Origin of the sequence: Pseudomonas sp. Pseusp97, assembly GCF_047304025.1 — a bacterium.
Taxonomy (GTDB): domain Bacteria; phylum Pseudomonadota; class Gammaproteobacteria; order Pseudomonadales; family Pseudomonadaceae; genus Pseudomonas.
Genome location: NZ_JBGLYK010000013.1, coordinates 38987 through 56813, shown reverse-complemented (window position 1 = coordinate 56813; position 17827 = coordinate 38987). Strand labels below are relative to the sequence as shown.

At 64.8% G+C, this 17827-nt stretch carries 12 protein-coding genes and 3 tRNA genes; 5 read left to right on the top strand and 10 right to left on the bottom strand.

Annotated features, from left to right (window positions below):
- Window positions 1-16: 16 nt before the first annotated feature.
- The 7 genes from ACCC94_RS04855 to ACCC94_RS04825 form a co-directional block, all read right to left on the bottom strand.
- Window positions 17-298, bottom strand: a complete 282-nt coding sequence (locus tag ACCC94_RS04855) for a LasR-specific antiactivator QslA (protein ID WP_413348264.1) — start codon at window positions 296-298, stop codon at window positions 17-19.
- Window positions 299-1063: 765 nt separating this feature from the next.
- Window positions 1064-2056: an OmpA family protein gene (locus ACCC94_RS04850; protein WP_413348263.1), complete on the bottom strand. Its 993-nt coding sequence runs from the start codon at window positions 2054-2056 to the stop codon at window positions 1064-1066.
- Window positions 2057-2318: 262 nt separating this feature from the next.
- Window positions 2319-2603: an Ig-like domain-containing protein gene (locus tag ACCC94_RS04845; RefSeq protein WP_413348262.1), complete on the bottom strand. Its 285-nt coding sequence runs from the start codon at window positions 2601-2603 to the stop codon at window positions 2319-2321.
- Window positions 2527-6471, bottom strand: coding sequence for an Ig-like domain-containing protein (locus ACCC94_RS04840; protein ID WP_413348261.1), 3945 nt, complete (start codon window positions 6469-6471; stop codon window positions 2527-2529). The genes ACCC94_RS04845 and ACCC94_RS04840 overlap by 77 nt, the downstream gene beginning before the upstream one ends.
- 424 nt (window positions 6472-6895) lie before the next feature.
- Window positions 6896-6971: transfer RNA gene (locus tag ACCC94_RS04835), tRNA-Lys, on the bottom strand.
- A gap of 6 nt (window positions 6972-6977) precedes the next feature.
- A tRNA-Pro gene (locus tag ACCC94_RS04830) sits at window positions 6978-7054 on the bottom strand.
- A gap of 9 nt (window positions 7055-7063) precedes the next feature.
- A tRNA-Asn gene (locus ACCC94_RS04825) sits at window positions 7064-7139 on the bottom strand.
- Between the two features lie 212 nt (window positions 7140-7351).
- Here ACCC94_RS04825 and ACCC94_RS04820 point away from each other — a divergent pair.
- Together ACCC94_RS04820 and ACCC94_RS04815 are read left to right on the top strand one after the other, a co-directional pair.
- Complete coding sequence (locus ACCC94_RS04820) at window positions 7352-9652, top strand: DUF1631 domain-containing protein (protein ID WP_413348260.1); 2301 nt, start codon at window positions 7352-7354, stop codon at window positions 9650-9652.
- A gap of 11 nt (window positions 9653-9663) precedes the next feature.
- Window positions 9664-10014, top strand: a complete 351-nt coding sequence (locus tag ACCC94_RS04815; protein WP_413348259.1) for a PilZ domain-containing protein — start codon at window positions 9664-9666, stop codon at window positions 10012-10014.
- 150 nt (window positions 10015-10164) lie between these two features.
- On the opposite strand, the gene clpB is transcribed toward ACCC94_RS04815, so the two are convergent.
- From clpB to rluD, 3 genes are all read right to left on the bottom strand, one after another.
- Window positions 10165-12729 (bottom strand): ATP-dependent chaperone ClpB, encoded by a 2565-nt coding sequence (clpB, locus tag ACCC94_RS04810; RefSeq protein ID WP_413348258.1) that lies wholly within the window; start codon window positions 12727-12729, stop codon window positions 10165-10167.
- 273 nt (window positions 12730-13002) lie between these two features.
- Window positions 13003-13728, bottom strand: coding sequence for a peptidoglycan editing factor PgeF (gene pgeF / locus ACCC94_RS04805; protein WP_413348257.1), 726 nt, complete (start codon window positions 13726-13728; stop codon window positions 13003-13005).
- On the bottom strand, window positions 13725-14684 hold the full coding sequence (gene rluD, locus ACCC94_RS04800) for a 23S rRNA pseudouridine(1911/1915/1917) synthase RluD (protein ID WP_413348256.1): 960 nt from the start codon (window positions 14682-14684) through the stop codon (window positions 13725-13727). Before rluD ends, pgeF begins: the two co-directional genes overlap by 4 nt.
- 147 nt (window positions 14685-14831) lie before the next feature.
- Here rluD and ACCC94_RS04795 point away from each other — a divergent pair, with 147 nt between their 5' ends.
- The 3 genes from ACCC94_RS04795 (at window position 14832) to ACCC94_RS04785 (ending at window position 17815) form a co-directional block, all read left to right on the top strand.
- Window positions 14832-15857 (top strand): outer membrane protein assembly factor BamD, encoded by a 1026-nt coding sequence (locus ACCC94_RS04795; protein ID WP_088421654.1) that lies wholly within the window; start codon window positions 14832-14834, stop codon window positions 15855-15857.
- A gap of 142 nt (window positions 15858-15999) precedes the next feature.
- Window positions 16000-16236, top strand: coding sequence for a PP0621 family protein (locus tag ACCC94_RS04790; protein WP_413348255.1), 237 nt, complete (start codon window positions 16000-16002; stop codon window positions 16234-16236).
- Entirely contained in the window at window positions 16226-17815 is a 1590-nt protein-coding gene (locus ACCC94_RS04785; protein WP_413348254.1) for a sensor histidine kinase, read from the top strand. Before ACCC94_RS04790 ends, ACCC94_RS04785 begins: the two co-directional genes overlap by 11 nt.
- Window positions 17816-17827: the final 12 nt, after the last annotated feature.

The window sequence follows — 17827 nt, the reverse complement described above, 5'->3', positions numbered from 1 at the left end:
CGCGGGCACCGGCCGATCAGCCCGGCGCGGTCATCGCCAGCCGCTGCTGCAGGCGCCAGAGAAAGGCCGCTTCGTAGGCGATGCGGCGGAACTCGCCCTCGTGCTCGCTGCGGCCGACGAACAGCGCCACCCACAGGTTGGCCTTGCGCTCCTCGTCGAACCAGCGCTCGACGCGCTGCACGGCGGCGTCGATGGCGGGCTGGCCGTCCACCGGCCATTCCAGCACCAGCCCCGGCTGGCCATCGGCCTCGGGCAGGTGAACCCATTGCAGCCCGGATGCACTGACTTTGCTTCCCATTGCTGAACCTCCTTGCGCCACGCCCCGGCGGCGTAGCCACGACAAACCTGGACGGGGAAATGGCCACCGGGCCGCGACCCGGCGGGCCACGACAAAGCTCAGGCGCTGGCCGACCCGCAACGGGGCGCGAGCCGGCCAGCGAGATATTTCATCGTGTGGAGCGGGAGGAAAAAGCATGGGCGGTGCGCGGGGGTAAAAGAGGGGTAATGCATATCCTGAACTCCTATGTCTGCTGAGATGCCTCCTAACGCCCTCTCACAGGCAAAAGGGAGGCGGACCATGCAGGGGTGAGAGACCGGGACATAGGCAACCGGTTCGGGCCGAAGCCCGCCCTGCACGGTCCGCCATGAAGCGCCATATCGAAACGACATGGACTCGGCGTACCGGCATTTGCCACCGGGCTCTCACCCCCAGATCACGACGACCGTCGTGACCCGGAGACCTTAGCGGCGGCCAGGCAAACGCAGCAATGCGGCATGCTACAGGCTTGTCCGATGCCCGTGCAGGACGTTTCCCGAGTACCGTGTCGCAATTGCACCGAGCGGGTGAAGCGCAGTCGCCGGTGCCTTCAGCCTCCCCCGTAGGATGGCGTGGAGCGCAGCGATACCCATCGCCTCACCGCCCCGGCACAACCCGGCCAGCGCACTTTCACGCACGCAGAAAAAACAAAGGCCCCTTGCGGGGCCTCTGTCTTTCCGGGCTCTGGCGATACAGAACTGAGGTGGGCTGCTGGTACGCCAGGTACCCGAAACCTGCCGGTGCGAATTACTCGCCCTTGTTCTGGATCACCAGCTCGACGCGGCGGTTCGGTGCGTTACAGGCCACGCGGGACTTGCGCGCGCTGTTGTCGCACTGCACCACCGGCTCGGAGCTGCCGCGGCCGCTGGCATGCACCAGCTGGCTCTGGATGCCCTCTTCCAGCAGCACCTTGCGCACGGTCTCGGCGCGGCGCAGCGACAGGCTCTGGTTGGCCTGGGCGTTGCCGATCGGGTCGGCGTGGCCGATCACCTCGATGCTGCTGACGCCGGCACCCTTCTGCTGGATGTCGCGCACGGCCTGGTCGAGCATGGCGCGGCCCTCAGGGGTCAGGTCCTTGTAGCCGCTCTTGCCGAAGGCGAAGAGCACGTCGCTGCGCAGGGTCAGCTTGGTCTCGCCCTGGCACGGCACCACCGAGGTGGCGCGGCTGAGTACGTGGATCTGGCGGCGCTTGCCTTGCAGGCTCTGCTCGGCGTCACGGCCGGTGTGGACGATGGGCGTGCTGGATTCCAGCGGCGCTTCCAGTACGTAGGTCTGGCCGCCTTCGAGTCGGGCGTAGCTCTGCGGGTTGCGCTTGCCGGTGTACAGCGGCGCGTCGCCGACGTAGGACTCCACCGAGTGCTCGCCCGCGGGGGTGCAGAACACGGTGTAGATGAGCACACCGTTGGTGTCGTAGACCTCCAGCTTCGAGTAGTTGCCCGGAATGGTTTCCACGGTTTCCAGGCCCCACATGTTGTAGGCGATGGACTGCACCGGCTGGTCGAAGGTGAAGATCGCCGCCGAGTTCTCGATGGCGCTACTGCCGGTACCGATGTACAGGTACGGACCTTCGAGGTTGTGCTCCGCTGCGCTACGAACGGAGACCGTCCCCTTCGAGGTCAGGGTGAAGTGACCTTCGTCGCTGTGATAGCCAGCGCCGGTGGTGGTCTTGCCCACCTCGTTGGTGAAGGTGTCGTTGTAGCCCGGGGCGTGGTGGATCTGGTTGTACTTGAGGGTAGCCAAGCCAAGGCCACCGCCATTTCCATCGCCATATACCATCACTTTGCCAATGTCCGTTCCGACAGGTGCGGCAAATTTGTATAGCTTGGATTCAGCTACACCCCCTGTTCCATCGGCCAGTACTTTGGTATCGGACAGCACTTTGCCGTTTACGTCATAAATCACGACGCGTGCGCCGCCTGCGTCATTTTGCAAGCCACTCAACTGAATCGAAAAATCACTGACTGGAACGGTGAAATTGATCTGTGCGTAGTTTGTTGCCGGATTAGGGACATACAGCGGCGCTGTAGGTGGTGCCGTCGAGCTTGAAGGTGACCAGGTCGCCCTTGGTGAACTCGCCAGTGACCGTACCGCTGATCTTCACGTTGCCGGCCGCTTCGGCCTTGTTGACGATGTCATCACCGGCCACGGTGTTGATGGTCAGCGTGGTGCTGTCCGAGTTCGGGCCCGAGTAGTCGGTGGTGATGATGTAGTCATTGGACTTGACGCTGGTGTTCCCACTTGCCTTCCGGGCTGACGTCGGCTTCGCCGATCTTCTTGCCGTTGTCATAGATGATGACCTTGCCATTGGGCACAGCGTCGCCGCTGAAGGTCGGACGGTTGTCGTCGGTGGTGTCGCCGTCGTAGAGCACGCCGGTCTTCGGACCGACGTCGTCGGTGACGACCAGGTTGCTGACGTTGGACGGAGCGGAGGTATCGACTTCGAAGTTCCACTTGCCGGTGGGCTGGCTGACCACGCCGGTGTCGTTGGTGGCGGTGGCATAGACTTCATGCTTGCCGTCGGCCAGGGCGGTTTCCGGGGTGATGCTCCAGTTGCCGTCGGCATCGGCGATGGCGCTGCCGATCAGGACGTTGTTGCCGTCGTACAGCTTGACGGTGCTGCCGGCTTCGGCGGTACCGTTGATAGTCGGCTTGTTGTCGTCGGTGACGTCGCCCTTCTGCAGGAAACCGGTGTACGGGCCGACATCGTCGAGCACGTTGACGATGACCGGGACGCCCGGTTCGGCGGTGTCCAGGGTGAAGCTGTAGGGCGCGCTCGGCTGGGTGGAGTTGCCGGCCGGGTCGGTCTCGACGGCGGTCAGGTCGTTCAGGCCGACGTTGAGCGGGGTTTCCGGGGTCAGCGACCACTTGCCATCTTCGCCCACGACGGTGCTGCCGATCGGGTGGTTGCCGGTGCTGTCGTTGGCATAGACGGTGATGATGTCGCCCGCGGTGCCTTCACCGCTGATGACCGGACGGGAGTCGTCGGTCTTGCCGCCGTTCTCGATGTTGCCGGTGACCAGACCTACGTCGTCCAGCACGCCGGTGATGGTCGGCATGTCCGGGGCGGTGTAGTCGGTGACGATGTTGAACGGTTCGGACTGCTCGCTGGTGTTGCCGGCCTTGTCGGTGGCGTCCACGGTGAACGCGTGGGGGCCTTCGTTGATCGGCGTGGTCGGGGTGAAGCTCCAGTCGCCGTCCTTGTCCGCTACCACGGAACCGATCTTCTCGCCGTTGTCGTAGACGGTCACGACGGAGCCGGCTTCGGCTTTGCCGGAGAGGGTCGGAGTCGAGTCGTCGGTCACGCCGCCGTTCGGGATCGGGCCCTGGATGGCGCCCACGTCGTCGGTGACGGAGTCGATGCTCGGCTTGGTCGGGGCGGTGGTGTCGATGCTGAAGTCGAACTTCGACGGTTCGCTGACATTGCCAGCCTTGTCGGTGGCGATGGCGACGATGCTGTGCGGGCCTTCGGCCAGGTCCTTGGACGGGGTGAAGCTCCACTTGCCATCGGCGTCCGCGGTGGTGCTGCCCAGCTCAACGCCGTTGTCGCTGATCTTGACGATGCTGCCCGGTTTGCTGGTGCCCTGGATTTCCGGGCGGGTGTCGTCGGTGACGCCATGCAGCTGGATGGCACCGGTGATGCTGCCGACGTCATCCAGTACCTGGATGATGTTCACGCCCAGGCCGGTGGTGTCGATCACCACATGCAGCGGTTCGTTCTGGCCACTGCTGTTGCCGGCTTCGTCGACTACTTCGGTGGTGAAGGCGTGTTCGCCGTCGTCCAGCGGCTGGGTCGGAGTGAATTCCCACTTGCCATCGGGGCCCACGTCGGCTTCGCCGATCTTCTCGCCGTTGTCATAGATGATGACGGTGGCGCCTTTCTCGGCTTCGCCGCTGAAGGTCGGGTGGTTGTCGTCGGTGGTGTCGCCGTCGTGCAGCGGGCCGGTTACGGCACCCACGTCGTCGGTGACGACCAGGTTGTTGACGTTGTCCGGGGCGCTGGTGTCGACGCTGAACGGCCACAGGCCGGTCGCCTCACCGGCCGTGCCGGTACCGCTGATGGTCGGGTGCGAGTCGTCGGTGGAACCGCCGTTCGCGATGTTGCCAGTGATGCTGCCGACATCGTCCAGTACGCCGGTGATGGCCAGTTTGCTGGCGTCCGGCGGAGTGGTGTCGATGATCACGTTGATGACGGTCGGCTCGCTGGCGTTGCCGGCTTCGTCGGTGGCGATGACGGTGATCTCGTTGTCGCCTTCGGACAGCGGCTTGGTCGGAGTCACGTTCCAGTTGCCGTTCTCGTCGGCCTTGGTGTGGATCTCTTCACCGGTGGGGAAGATGATGGTGATGTCAGCGCCCGGCTCGGTCTTGCCATCGATGGTCGGCAAGGTCTCGTTGGTGATGTTGTCGCCCTTGGTGCCCGAGTCGGATGCCTCGTCCAGCCAGGCATCCGGTGCATCCGGAGCCTTGGTGTCGATGTCCACCGTGATGACGGTCGGCTCGCTCGCGTTGCCGGCTTCGTCGGTGGCGATGATGGTGATGTCGTTCTTGCCTTCGGGCAGCGGCTGGGTCGGAGTCACGGACCAGTCGCCGTTCTCGTCGGCCTTGGTGTGAATCTCTTCGCCGGTGGGGAAGATGATGGTGATGTCAGCGCCCGCCTCGGTCTTGCCGTCGATGGTCGGGGTGTTGTCGTTGGTGATGTTGTCGCCCTTGGTGCCCGAGTCGGATTCCGGGTCCAGGTGCGCTTCCGGAGCATCCGGAGCCTTGGTGTCGATCACCACGTGGATGATGGTCGGCTCACTGTCGTTGCCGGCTTCATCGGTGGCGATGATGGTGATTTCGTTGTCACCCTCGGGCAGCGGCTTGGTCGGCGTCACGGACCAGTCGCCGTTCTCGTCGGCCTTGGTGTGCAGCTCTTCGCCATCGGGGAAGATGATGGTGATGTCGGCGCCCGGCTCGCTCTTGCCGTCGATGGTCGGGGTGGTGTCGCTGGTGATGCCGTCACCCTTGGTGCCGGTGTCGGAATCGGGGTCCAGGCCCGCTTCGGGCTTGGCCGGGGGAATGGTGTCGATGATTACCGGCAGAATGGTTTCGCTCTCGTTACCGGCTTCGTCGCGCTCGATCACCTTGATTTCGTTGTTGCCTTCGGGCAACGGATTGACCGGCCGCGGTGCTACCCAGTCACCGTTCTCGTCCACGACGGTATGCAGCTCTTCGCCGTTGGGGAGAATGATGGTGATGGTGTCACCCGGCTCGCCCTTGCCATGGATTTCCGGCTTGTTGTCGTTGCTGTAGGTGTGCTCGCCATCGCTGCGCGAACCGTCGATGACCGCGAAGGGGTCGGCCGGCGGAACGGTGTCGATGACGATATCGATCACGTGGATCGGAGCGCTGGGCTTCTGGCCGGGAACGACCTGGGTGATGTCGAAGCTGTGCGCGCCATCGGCGAGTTCGGGCGTGAAGGACCAGGTGCCGTCGGGGTTGACGGTGGTCGAGCCGATTTCCTGGCCGTTGTCGAAGACGTGGATCACCGCGCCGGGAACGCCATTACCGGAGATCTCCGGGTGCGAGTCGTCGGTGATATCGCCGTTGTGCAGTTCGCCCTGGATCGGGCCGACGTCGTCCATGACCTTGGTGTTGGTCGGAGCGGCGCTGGTCTTGGTCTTGTGACCATCATCCTTGTTGTTGTTGATGATGGCCGCCGCGCCAGCGCCAACGGCCGCCAGGCCGAGCAGCCAGGGCCACAGCAGGAAGCCGGCCGCGTCGTCAGTGGACGCGGTGTAGGGCACGCCTTCACCGCCCAGGGCGATGGGGGCCGACTCGCCGTCGGCCAGGGTCAGCGGGCCGTAGAAGCCTTCGCCGTCGGTACGCACGTAGGCGTAGAGCTGGCCGTCTTCGGCAACGCCGTAGAGCTGGCCGTCCATGCCTTCGGCGAAGAAGTCCTCGATGGTCAGATCGGGCTTTTCACTGCCTTCGAAGGAAACCAGCAGGTCCTTGCCGACACGCTTGACCGTGACGTTCTCAGGAGCGACATCGCTGTTTTCAACCTGGAAAAGGTACTTGGTACCCGCTTTTGCCTTGATCTTCGCGCCGGCCTTGATTGCAACCTTCTTGGTTGCGTTCTCGGTGACGGTCACCAGACCGATATTTTCAATTGCCATTTAAAACCCACCTCAGGGGGGACACAGGATTTGTGAGGTGAGAAGCTTAAATTTCCGCCTTCAGCGGGAAGATCAGAACACTCTGACAAGACCGCCGGCTTTTCTGATCGCAGCACTATGGGGGGGCGCGAAGATGGAAGGTGCTGGGGTGAAAGTGGCGCAGGCGCCTGTCGAAGTGTCCGCGCTAGAGCGCCTGCTGGCGTCAGAAGCATACGAAGGAAGCGTCGCATGCTCTTGGCTCGGAAAAATGGCAAAGACGGGAAGGATCAGGCTCGGCGGACCGTTGCGAGCATTGCACTCGCTGCCGGAGGATGTCAGAAACCAATCAGGCACAAACAAAAAAGCCCACCTCGAGAGGTGGGCTTTCAAGCGAAGGAAGCTTTCGCTTCGCTTCTGACGCCTGCTTGCACAAACGTTTTTAATATGGTGGGTCGTGTAGGATTCGAACCTACGACCAATTGGTTAAAAGCCAACTGCTCTACCGACTGAGCTAACGACCCAAAAGTTGGTCGGGGTAGGGGGATTCGAACTCCCGACATCTTGCTCCCAAAGCAAGCGCGCTACCGGACTGCGCTATACCCCGTTTGAAAGTTGGCTCCGCGACCTGGACTCGAACCAGGGACCCAATGATTAACAGTCATTTGCTCTACCGACTGAGCTATCGCGGAACGACGAACCTTTCAATCTCCTCTACTTTCTTCCGGCTTCACCGGTTTCCCGTATCAGAGGCGCGCCATTTTACGTATATCGAAACGTCTGTCAACACTCTGATCCAAAAAGTTTTTCTGTGCTTTGCAGGCGACCGGGCTGGTTGCTATATCTGCATGGAATACTCGAGTGATCCACCGCGGGAAGCGGAAAGATCACGCACAGGATGGCCATGAGCAAGAAGGACACCCCACCGCCCTCCCCCATCGCCAGCCGGATGATCCAGCCCCGCTTCGGCGAACTGGTGCAGGGTTGCCGCCAGTTGGCGATGAATCACCTCGCCGAGCTGCTGGGGCACGTCTTCGCGCAGGTGGACGACACGCTGTTCGAATGCGCCGAGAAAGCCGAGAACAACCAGGTCCAGGCGCTGTTCTTCGACGCCATGCGGGAAATCCGCCGCGAGCGGCCGAATCTCGAGCGCTTCTACCACCAGCGCATCGCCCAGGGCCTGAGCGACTTCCTCGAAGGCAAACTCCCCCGCGTGGAGCCGCTGGAAGAGCTGGACATGGACCAGCTGACCCTGGTCGGCAATGAAGAGTACGAAGAGACGCTGCTGGTGACCAACATGGTCAACCAGGTCCGCGCGCATTGCGCCCAGCTGCTGTTCGCCCTGGACCAGCGCCTGGCGCTGCTCAACAACGGCAGCAAGCTGGGGGAAGAGCGCAATCCCTTCGGTCCGCAGGCCATCGCCCAGGCCTTCCGCGACACCCTGGCGCGCAGCGCCTTCCCGTTGCGGATCAAGACCATCCTTTATGTCCTTTTCGATCAGCAGGTCATGCAGCACCTGCTGCCTTTATATGAACAGCTGAACAAGCGACTGGCCGACGGCGGCGTGCTGCCGAACCTGAAATATCGCCCGCAGGGCCAGCGCCCGTCGCCCCCTCCCCCGCCACGCCCGACTGCGGAGCCGAACAACGCGGCGACGGACGGCGCGGCAGCAGCACGACCACCGCCCTACAACGCAGGCGATTTGCCCGATCTGCCGCCCGGCGACCGCAACGCGCTGTTCGGCGGCCTTGCCGTGCTGCTCGCCGAGCACCGCCGGCGCGGCAACAAGGCCACGCTGTTCGGCAACACCCAGAGCATCGTCAGCTTCGGCCCGAGCACCGCCACCACCACCTACAGCGCCAACGAGCTGCTGGAGGCGCTGAACCGCCTGCAACGCGAATCCGCCCGGGAACTGGCCCAGCGCCTGCGCCAGCCGCAGCCGGTGGAGGCGCTCAAGGCTGACCTGCAGCGCCATCTGGAAGCGGGCAGCGCGCAGCCCAGCAGCACCCGGCTGACCGACCAGGAAGCCGATGTCATCGATCTGGTGGGCATGGTCTTCGACTTCATCCTCGATGACGAGAACCTGCCCGACAGCTGCAAGACCACCCTGTCCCACCTGCATACGCCCTTCCTCAAGGTGGCGTTGCTGGACAAGCAGCTGTTCACCCAGCATCACCACCCGGCGCGCAAGCTGCTCAATGCCATGGCCCAGGCCGGCGTGCTGTATGGCGGCGAAGGCGAGGAGCGGGCGTTGCTGGCGAAGATGCACTGGATAGTCGAGCGGGTGATCCAGGACTTCGTCGGCGAGCTGTCGCTGTTCGATACCCTGCTGGGCGACTTCAACGAGTACGTGGCCAACCTCCGGCAGAAGGTCGAGCTGCGCGAGCGCCGCGCCATGGAGGCCGCCCGGGGCCGCGACCGCCTGCTGGCCGCGCGGGAGCAGGCGCTGGACGCCGTCGCCAAGGTCACCCACGACCGCGACCTGCCGGAGCTGGTGCGTAATTTCCTGGAAATGAGCTGGTGCGATGCTCTCACCTTCATCGTGCTGCGCAGCGGCGAGCACAGCGACGAATGGAAGCGCGCCTGCGAAGTGGCCGAACAACTGGCCTGGAGCGTGACGCCACTGGATGCCGCCGGCCGCGACCACCTGCAAGCCATCCGCCTGGCCCTGCTGGAAGAGCTGCGCAAGGGCCTGGAAGTGCTGGGCGGCTATCACGAGGACGGTATTCGCCGGTTGCTGCAGGACCTGGTCGCCTGCCAGCACGCGATCCAGGCGCAGAAGCCGCAGATCGCCGCGCAGCTCAGGCAGGACCTGCCGGAGAGCCCGCTGGGCGCCATGCTCGGGGCCGAGGGGCACACCCTGGTGAAACCCGACGGCGAGGCACTGTCCGAGCGCGCCCGGGTATTGCTGAAGGAGCTGAGCCAGCTGGAGTTCGGCGTCTGGTTCGAATTCACCGATACCTCCCCGGCTCGCCGGCTCAAGCTTTCGTGGTTCAGCCCGACCACGCGCAACTACATGTTCGTCGACCACACCGGGCAGCGGGTGGCGGTCAAACCGATAGTGCAGTTGGCCCAGGAAATGGAAGCGGGCAAGGTCCGCCTGGTGCCGACGGAACAGTCCGCCCCGCTGATGGACCGTGCGTTGAGCGCGATCTACCGGGTCCTGCAACGCTTTACCTCCGGGCGCGGCCCGGCACAGACCTGAAGGAGCAGTCGATGGGAGAACGTCGCCAGCACAGCCGGCAGCAGACCGGGCTGACCGTGGAAGTCTTCGACCGCCACTCCGGGCGCAGCCTGGGCCGGCTGGCCGACCTGTCCGCCGAGGGCTTCATGCTCTGCGGCGTGGAGGTCCCGGAAGCCGATTCCGTCTGGGACTGCCGGCTCGTACCGGCGCCACCGCTGGACGAGATCGGCGAGATCCACCTGGGCGCCGACTGCTTGTGGAGCCGTGCCGGCACCGATGGCCAGCTGGGCTGGGCGGGCTTCCATATCATCGATATCGCCGAGGACCAGGCGGAGCTGATCGAGCAGTTGCTGGTCCTGCTGGGTGGCGCCGCGTCCAGCTGAGCGCCGGAATTCGCCTGTAGGAGCGAGCTTGCTCGCGAACCGAGCCCCATCGTAGAGGCTGTTCGCGAGCAAGGGCTAGGCGCCCCCTCGGTCCTACGAAGAGCCAAAGAAAAAGCCCGCCGATTGGCGGGCTTCTTCGTGGGGCCTGGATCAGGAGAAGACGATCTCGTCGTTCGCCACCTTGGCGTGGATCTGGGTGCCCGGGTTGAACTTGCCGGCCAGGATCAGCTGCGCCAGCGGGTTCTCGATCCAGCGCTGAATCGCGCGCTTGAGCGGCCGCGCGCCGTACACCGGGTCGAAACCAACGGCAATCAGCTTGTCCATGGCTTCGTCGCTCAGCTCCAGGCTCAGCTCGCGCTCGGCCAGGCGCTTGCGCAGGCGGCCCATCTGGATCCGGGCGATGCCGGCGATCTGCTCGCGGGCCAGCGGTTCGAAGACCACCACTTCGTCGATCCGGTTGATGAATTCCGGACGGAAGTGCGAATTCACCGCATCCATGACCGCCGCATGCTGGGCTTCCCGGTCGCCGACCAGTTCCTGGATCTGCGCAGAGCCCAGATTCGAGGTCATCACCACCACGGTATTGCGGAAGTCCACGGTGCGGCCGTGGCTGTCGGTCAGGCGGCCGTCTTCGAGCACCTGCAGCAGCACGTTGAACACGTCCGGGTGGGCCTTCTCGACTTCGTCCAGCAGCACCACGGAGTACGGCTTGCGGCGCACGGCCTCGGTCAGGTAACCACCTTCTTCATAGCCGACGTAGCCCGGCGGTGCGCCGATCAGGCGAGCCACGGAGTGCTTCTCCATGAACTCGGACATGTCGATGCGCACCAGCGCTTCCTCGGTGTCGAAGAGGAATTCGGCCAGCGCCTTGCACAGCTCGGTCTTGCCCACCCCGGTCGGGCCGAGGAAGAGGAACGAACCGCTGGGGCGATTCGGGTCGGCAAGGCCCGCGCGGGAACGGCGTACGGCGTTGGCCACGGCCACCACGGCTTCGTGCTGGCCGATGACGCGCTTATGCAGCTCGTCTTCCATGCGCAGCAGTTTCTCGCGCTCGCCTTCGAGCATCTTGGAGACCGGGATGCCGGTCCACTTGGCAACCACTTCGGCGATTTCCTCGTCGGTCACCTTGTTGCGCAGCAGCTGCTTCTCGGTCTGGCCGTGCTGGTCGACCATCTGCAGGCTGCGCTCCAGGTCCGGGATGGTCTGGTACTGGATGCGCGCCATGGTTTCCAGGTCGCCCTTGCGCCGCGCGGTTTCCATTTCCTGCTTGGCCTGCTCGATCTTCTGCTGGATCTGCGCGGAGCCCTGGACCTCGGCTTTCTCCGACTTCCAGATTTCCTCGAGATCAGCGTACTCGCGCTCGAGCTTGGCGATGTCTTCTTCCAGCTTGGCGAGGCGCTTCCTGGTGGCCTCGTCGTCTTCCTTCTTCAGCGCCTCGCGCTCGATCTTCAGCTGGATCAGGCGGCGATCCAGGCGATCGAGTTCCTCGGGCTTGGAGTCGATCTCCATGCGGATGCGGCTGGCGGCTTCGTCGATCAGGTCGATGGCCTTGTCCGGCAGCTGGCGGTCGGTGATGTAGCGATGGCTGAGCTTGGCCGCGGCGATGATCGCGCCGTCGGTGATGGTCACGCCGTGGTGCACCTCGTAGCGCTCTTTCAGGCCGCGCAGGATGGCGATGGTGTCTTCCTCGCTCGGCTCGTCCACCAGGACCTTCTGGAAGCGGCGCTCCAGGGCGGCGTCCTTCTCGATGTACTGGCGGTACTCGTCCAGGGTGGTGGCGCCGACGCAGTGCAGCTCGCCGCGGGCCAGGGCCGGCTTGAGCATGTTGCCGGCGTCCATGGCGCCTTCGGCCTTGCCGGCACCGACCATGGTGTGCAGTTCGTCGATGAACAGGATGATCCGGCCTTCCTGCTTGGACAGTTCGTTGAGCACGGCTTTCAGGCGCTCCTCGAACTCGCCGCGGAACTTGGCGCCGGCGATCAGCGCGCCCATGTCCAGCGCCAGCAGGCGTTTGTCCTTCAGGCCGTCGGGCACTTCGCCGTTGACGATGCGCTGGGCCAGGCCCTCGACGATGGCGGTCTTGCCCACGCCGGGCTCGCCGATCAGAACGGGGTTGTTCTTGGTGCGGCGCTGCAGGACCTGGATGGTCCGGCGGATTTCGTCGTCACGGCCGATCACCGGGTCGAGCTTGCCGTCCTCGGCGCGCTTGGTCATGTCGACGGTGTACTTGTCCAGCGCCTGGCGCGAGTCCTCGGCGTTGGGATCGTTCACCGCATCGCCGCCGCGCAGGTTGGTCACGGCGTTCTCCAGGGCCTTCTTGGACACGCCCTGGCTGGTGAGCAGCTTGCCAAGCCTGGTGCTGTCATCCATGGCGGCGAGCAGCACGAGCTCGCTGGAAATGAACTGGTCGCCTTTCTGCTGGGCCAGGCGGTCGGCCTGGTTGAGCAGGCGCGCCAGGTCCTGCGACAGGTTCACGTCGCCGGTGGGGTTCTGGATTTTCGGCAGCGCGTCCATCTCCTTGTTGAGAGAGGCACGCAGCGCGGGGATATCGAAGCCGACCTGCATCAGCAGGGGCTTGATGGAGCCGCCCTGCTGGTCGATGAGCGCGGACAGCAGGTGCACCGGCTCGATGGCCGGGTGGTCATGTCCGACGGCCAGGGACTGGGCATCGGAGAGTGCAAGCTGGAGCTTGCTGGTCAAACGGTCGATTCGCATGAGGGTCGTCCTTCCTTTCTATAGCGGGCCGGAGCGATGAGTGCCCCTGGTCACGACTAACCCGCCGGGATGCCAGATAGATAAGGTCGATTTTGGTCGGTTCAAGCCATTTGGCCATGACATCCGTCAGGTTGTGCCTTCGGAAGAGCCTTAGGAATGGACCTGAGAGATGCTTTCGGGGCTGAACCTGTAGGAGCGAGCTTGCTCGCGAACCGCTTGCTGCCGTGGTGCCCGGCCAGGTTCGCGAGCAAGCTCGCTCCTACGAAAAGCAGATCAGGCCAGCCAGATCAGGCTGGCCAGGCGGCCGGTGCGGGGGTTGCGGCGGTAGGAGTAGAAGCGTTCGGTATCGCTGAAGGTGCAGAAATCGCCACCGTAGACGGCCTTGACACCCTTCGCCGCGAGGCGGATGCGCGCCAATTCATGGATGTCAGCCATGAACTTGCCGGCGTTGCTGCTGGGAAGGAAGGCGCGTTCGGCTTCGGCATGCTCCGCCAGGAAGGCTTCGCGCACTTCCGGGCCGACTTCGAAGGCCTGCGGGCCGATGGACGGGCCAAGCCAGACCAGCAGCTCCGCCGGCGCGATGCCCATGGCGTCCACGGTCGCCTCCAGCACACCATTCGCCAGCCCGCGCCAGCCGGCATGGGCAGCCCCCACACGAGTTCCGGCGCGGTCGCAGAACAGCGCCGGCAGGCAATCGGCGGTCATGATGGTGCAGGCGATGCCGGGCGCGGCGCTCCAGCTCGCATCCGCGGTGGCGACGACGCAAGGATCGGCCTCGACGACATCGATGCCGTGCACCTGGCTCAGCCAGGCCGGCCGGCAGCCCAGCTCGGCGGTCAGGCGGCGCCGGTTCTCGGCGACTGCCGCCGGGTCATCGCCGACATGGTCACCGAGGTTGAAGCTTTCGAATGGCTCGACGCTGACGCCGCCGGCGCGGGTAGTCACGCAGGCGCGGACGTTCGCCGGAGCCGGCCAGTCGGGCGTCAGCCAGGGGCTCATACGAAGGACTCGTTGTCCTGCCGCAGCAGGCTCAGCAGCCAGGTGAAGTCATCCGGCAGCGGCGATTCCCACTTCATGCGCACGTTGGTGGCCGGGTGGTCCAGCTCCAGGAAGCGCGCGTGCAGAGCCTGGCGCGGGAAATCGCGCAGGGACTCGATGAGGGTCGGGCTGGCACCCGGCGGGATGCGGAAACGCCCGCCATAGGTGGGATCGCCGACCAGCGGGTGGCCGATATGCGTCATATGGACGCGAATCTGGTGGGTGCGGCCGGTTTCCAGCTTGACCCGGGTGTGGGTATGCGCGCGGAAGCGCTCCAGCACGCGGTAATGGCTGATGGCGACCTTGCCAGTCTCGATCACCGCCATCTTCTGCCGCTGCACGCCGTGACGGCCGATGGGCGCGTCGACGGTGCCGCCGGCGACGATCACGCCGGTGACTATGGCTTCATAGATGCGGCTGACCGAGCGCGCCTGCAACTGGGCAACCAGGTTGGTGTGCGCTTCCAGGGTCTTGGCTACCACCATCAGGCCGGTGGTGTCCTTGTCCAGGCGGTGCACGATGCCGGCGCGCGGCACGTTGGCCAGGTGCGGCACGTGGTGCAGCAGCGCGTTGAGCAGGGTGCCGTCCTGGTGCCCGGCGGCGGGGTGAACCACCAGGCCGGTCGGCTTGTCGATGACCAGGATGTGGTCGTCTTCGTAGACGATGTCCAGCTCGATGTCCTGGGCGACCCATTCACCCTGGGCCTCCAGCTCGACGTCCAGTTCCAGGCGCGAGCCGGCATGGACGATGTCGCGCGGGCGCAGCACGGCGCCGTCGACCTTGAGACGGCCGTCCTTGATCCAGCCCGCCAGGCGGGAACGGGAGTGGTCGGAGAAGAGCTGGGCGGCGACCTGGTCGAGACGCTGACCACCGAGGTCGAACGGCACTTCTGCCGCGAGTTGGATGATATCGGACATGACTGGACACGAAGGGCGCGCGGCCTTTTGGTTCGGCTGCACGCTGTGGTTAAATACGGGGCCTTTGTCCCAGGGGTACCCCTGGGGCGCCAATCATAACAGACGGTTGCGGCCGCGACAGCCGACCGTCCAGGGACGCAACTCGCCATGCAAGTGAAACACCTGCTGCTGATCGCCACCCTCGCCTTCGTCACCGCCTGCTCCTCCAAGGGCGAGAAGGTGGATGAGAACCTGAGCGAAAGCCAGCTGTACCAGCAGGCACAGGAAGACCTCAACAACAAGAGCTACACCAACGCCGTCGCCAAGCTGAAGGCGCTGGAGTCCCGCTATCCGTTCGGCCGCTACGCCGAGCAGGCCCAGTTGGAACTGATCTACGCCAACTACAAGAACATGGAGCCCGAGGCCGCCCGCGCCTCCGCCGAGCGCTTCATCCGCCTGCACCCGCAGCACCCGAACGTCGACTACGCCTACTACCTCAAGGGCCTGGCCTCCTTCGACCAGGACCGCGGCCTGCTGGCGCGCTTCCTGCCGCTGGACATGACCAAGCGCGACCCGGGCGCCGCCCGCGACTCCTTCAACGAGTTCGCCCAGCTGGTCAGCCGCTACCCGAACAGCCGCTACGCCCCGGACGCCAAGGCGCGCATGATCTACCTGCGCAACCTGCTGGCAGCCTACGAAGTGCACGTCGGCCACTACTACCTGAAGCGCCAGGCCTACGTCGCCGCCGCCAACCGTGGCCGCTACGTGGTCGAGAACTTCCAGGAAACCCCGGCCGTCGGCGATGGCCTGGCGATCATGGTCGAGGCTTACCAGCGCCTGGGGCTGAACGACCTGGCCGATTCCAGCCTGGAAACCCTGAAGGCCAACTACCCGGACAACCCCAGCCTGAAGGATGGCCAGTTCGTTCCGCGCGAAGACGAAGCCGACAACCGTTCCTGGCTGGCCAAGGCCACCCTGGGCCTGATCGAGACCAACGATGCGCCGCCGCACATGGAAACCCAGGCCTCCAAGGACGTGATCAAGCAGTACGAAGACGCCGAGCAGCAGATTCCGGCCGAACTCAAGCCCGAGAACCAGAGCGACGTGCAGGAAGAGCAGCACGAGTCCGAAGGCAACGCGGGCAGCAGCGACCGTTCCTGGTTCAGCTACATGACCTTCGGTATCTTCGACTGATACCGCCAGGTTCGCGAAAAGGGAGGCTTCGGCCTCCCTTTTTCATGGGCGCGCCCCTGGCTCGGTGGGTGCGCGCACCGGCTCACTGTGCGCCACCGCGTGGCTTGGATAAACTGCGGCTCTTTATGCACAAGGGATTGCCATGACCCGTCTGCTGTTCTGGATCGCCCTCTTCGCCTTCGGCTGGTGGTTGTGGCGCAAAGCCACCCGACCGGCACGCCCCGCCAGCAAGCCCAGGGGCGAGGATGCTGCCACTCCGATGGTGCGCTGCGCCCAGTGTGGCGTGCATGTGCCGCAGAGCCATGCGCTGCAGGACGAGAACAACTGGTACTGCACCCGGGCGCACCTCGAACAGGACCGCACCGACCGTGGTCGCTGAAGGCATCTCGCTCACGGGCCAGGGCCTGCGGGTCCTGCGCCTGTATCACCTGTACCGCCTGACCATCGGGCTGGTGCTGGTGCTGCTGATCTCCAGCAGCCTGGACGACGAGCTCCTCAAGCTGGCCCACCCCGAGCTGTTCCATATCGGCTGCTGGGTCTATCTGGTCCTCAACATCCTGATCGCGGTGCTGATGCCCACGCCGCGCCAGCTACTGCCGCTGTTCATCCTGGCGGCGCTGGACATACTCCTGCTCAGCGCCTTGTTCTATACCGCCGGCGGCATCCCCAGCGGCATCGGCAACCTGATGGTGGTGGCCGTGGCCATCGCCAACATCCTGGTACGCGGCCGCATAGGCCTGCTGATCGCCGCCATCGCCGCCATCGCCCTGATCTACCTGACCTTCTACCTGAGCCTCAGCCAGCCCACGGCCATCAACCACTACGTGCAGGCTGGCGGCCTGGGCGCGCTGAGCTTCGCCTCGGCGCTGCTGATCCAGGCCCTGGCGCGGCGCCAGCAGATCGTCGAAAGCATCGCCGAGCAGCGCGCCACCACGGTCGCGAACCTCGAGGAGCTCAACGCGCTGATCCTCCAGCGCATGCGCACCGGCATCCTGGTCCTGGGCGATCGCCACCGCGTGCTGCTGGCCAACCAGAGCGCGACGGTCCTGCTGGGCGGCCATGACCTGCCCGGCCATTCGCTCGCCGAATACAGTCCGCAACTGGTCTCCAGCCTGCAGCAGTGGCAGCAGAACCCCGCCCTGCGCCCGCCGAGCCTGCAGCCGGTGGAGTCCGGCCCGACCGTGCAGCCGAGTTTCATCCCCCTGCGCCGGGACAACGAACAGCACATCCTGATGTTCCTCGAGGACATCTCGCAGATCGCCCAGCAGGCCCAGCAGCTCAAGCTCGTCGCCCTCGGCCGCCTCACCGCCGGCATCGCCCACGAGATCCGCAACCCGCTGGGCGCGATCAGTCACGCGGCGCAACTGCTGCTGGAATCGGAAGAGCTGGACAAGCCCGACCGGCGCCTGGCGCAGATCATCCAAGACCAGTCGCGGCGCATGAACCTGGTCATCGAAAACGTCCTGCAGCTCTCGCGCCGGCGCCAGGCCGAGCCGCAGCTGCTTGACCTGAAGTACTGGCTGCACCGCTACGCCGGCGAGATGCGCGAGGGCCTGCGCGAAGGCCAGCAGATCCACGTCGAAACCGGCCAGGGCACCGTGCAGACCCGCATGGACCCGCACCAGTTGACGCAGGTACTGACCAACCTCGTGCAGAATGGGTTACGGTACAGCACTCGGAAGAACGGCACCGGGCAGGTGTGGCTGCGGCTGTTCCGCGACAGCGAAACCGATCTGCCCGTGCTGGAAGTGCTCGATGACGGACCCGGCATCGCGGCCGAGCAGCGGGGCAAACTGTTCGAACCGTTCTTCACCACCGAAAGCAAGGGCACGGGCCTTGGCCTGTACATCTCCCGCGAGCTGTGCGAAAGCAACCAGGCTCGACTGGATTACAAGACGCGTGACGAAGGCGGCAGCTGCTTCCGCATCACCTTCGCCCACCCGCGCAAACAAAGCTAAGAAGACGCAAAG

Coding starts and splice junctions, on each gene's coding strand:
- ACCC94_RS04855 (WP_413348264.1), bottom strand. CDS start 298: ATGGGAAGCAAAGTCAGTGCATCCGGGCTGCAATGGGTTCACCTGCCC.
- ACCC94_RS04845 (WP_413348262.1), bottom strand. CDS start 2,603: ATGACAACGGCAAGAAGATCGGCGAAGCCGACGTCAGCCCGGAAGGCA.
- ACCC94_RS04840 (WP_413348261.1), bottom strand. CDS start 6,471: ATGGCAATTGAAAATATCGGTCTGGTGACCGTCACCGAGAACGCAACC.
- ACCC94_RS04820 (WP_413348260.1), top strand. CDS start 7,352: ATGAGCAAGAAGGACACCCCACCGCCCTCCCCCATCGCCAGCCGGATG.
- ACCC94_RS04815 (WP_413348259.1), top strand. CDS start 9,664: ATGGGAGAACGTCGCCAGCACAGCCGGCAGCAGACCGGGCTGACCGTG.
- clpB (WP_413348258.1), bottom strand. CDS start 12,729: ATGCGAATCGACCGTTTGACCAGCAAGCTCCAGCTTGCACTCTCCGAT.
- pgeF (WP_413348257.1), bottom strand. CDS start 13,728: ATGAGCCCCTGGCTGACGCCCGACTGGCCGGCTCCGGCGAACGTCCGC.
- rluD (WP_413348256.1), bottom strand. CDS start 14,684: ATGTCCGATATCATCCAACTCGCGGCAGAAGTGCCGTTCGACCTCGGT.
- ACCC94_RS04795 (WP_088421654.1), top strand. CDS start 14,832: ATGCAAGTGAAACACCTGCTGCTGATCGCCACCCTCGCCTTCGTCACC.
- ACCC94_RS04790 (WP_413348255.1), top strand. CDS start 16,000: ATGACCCGTCTGCTGTTCTGGATCGCCCTCTTCGCCTTCGGCTGGTGG.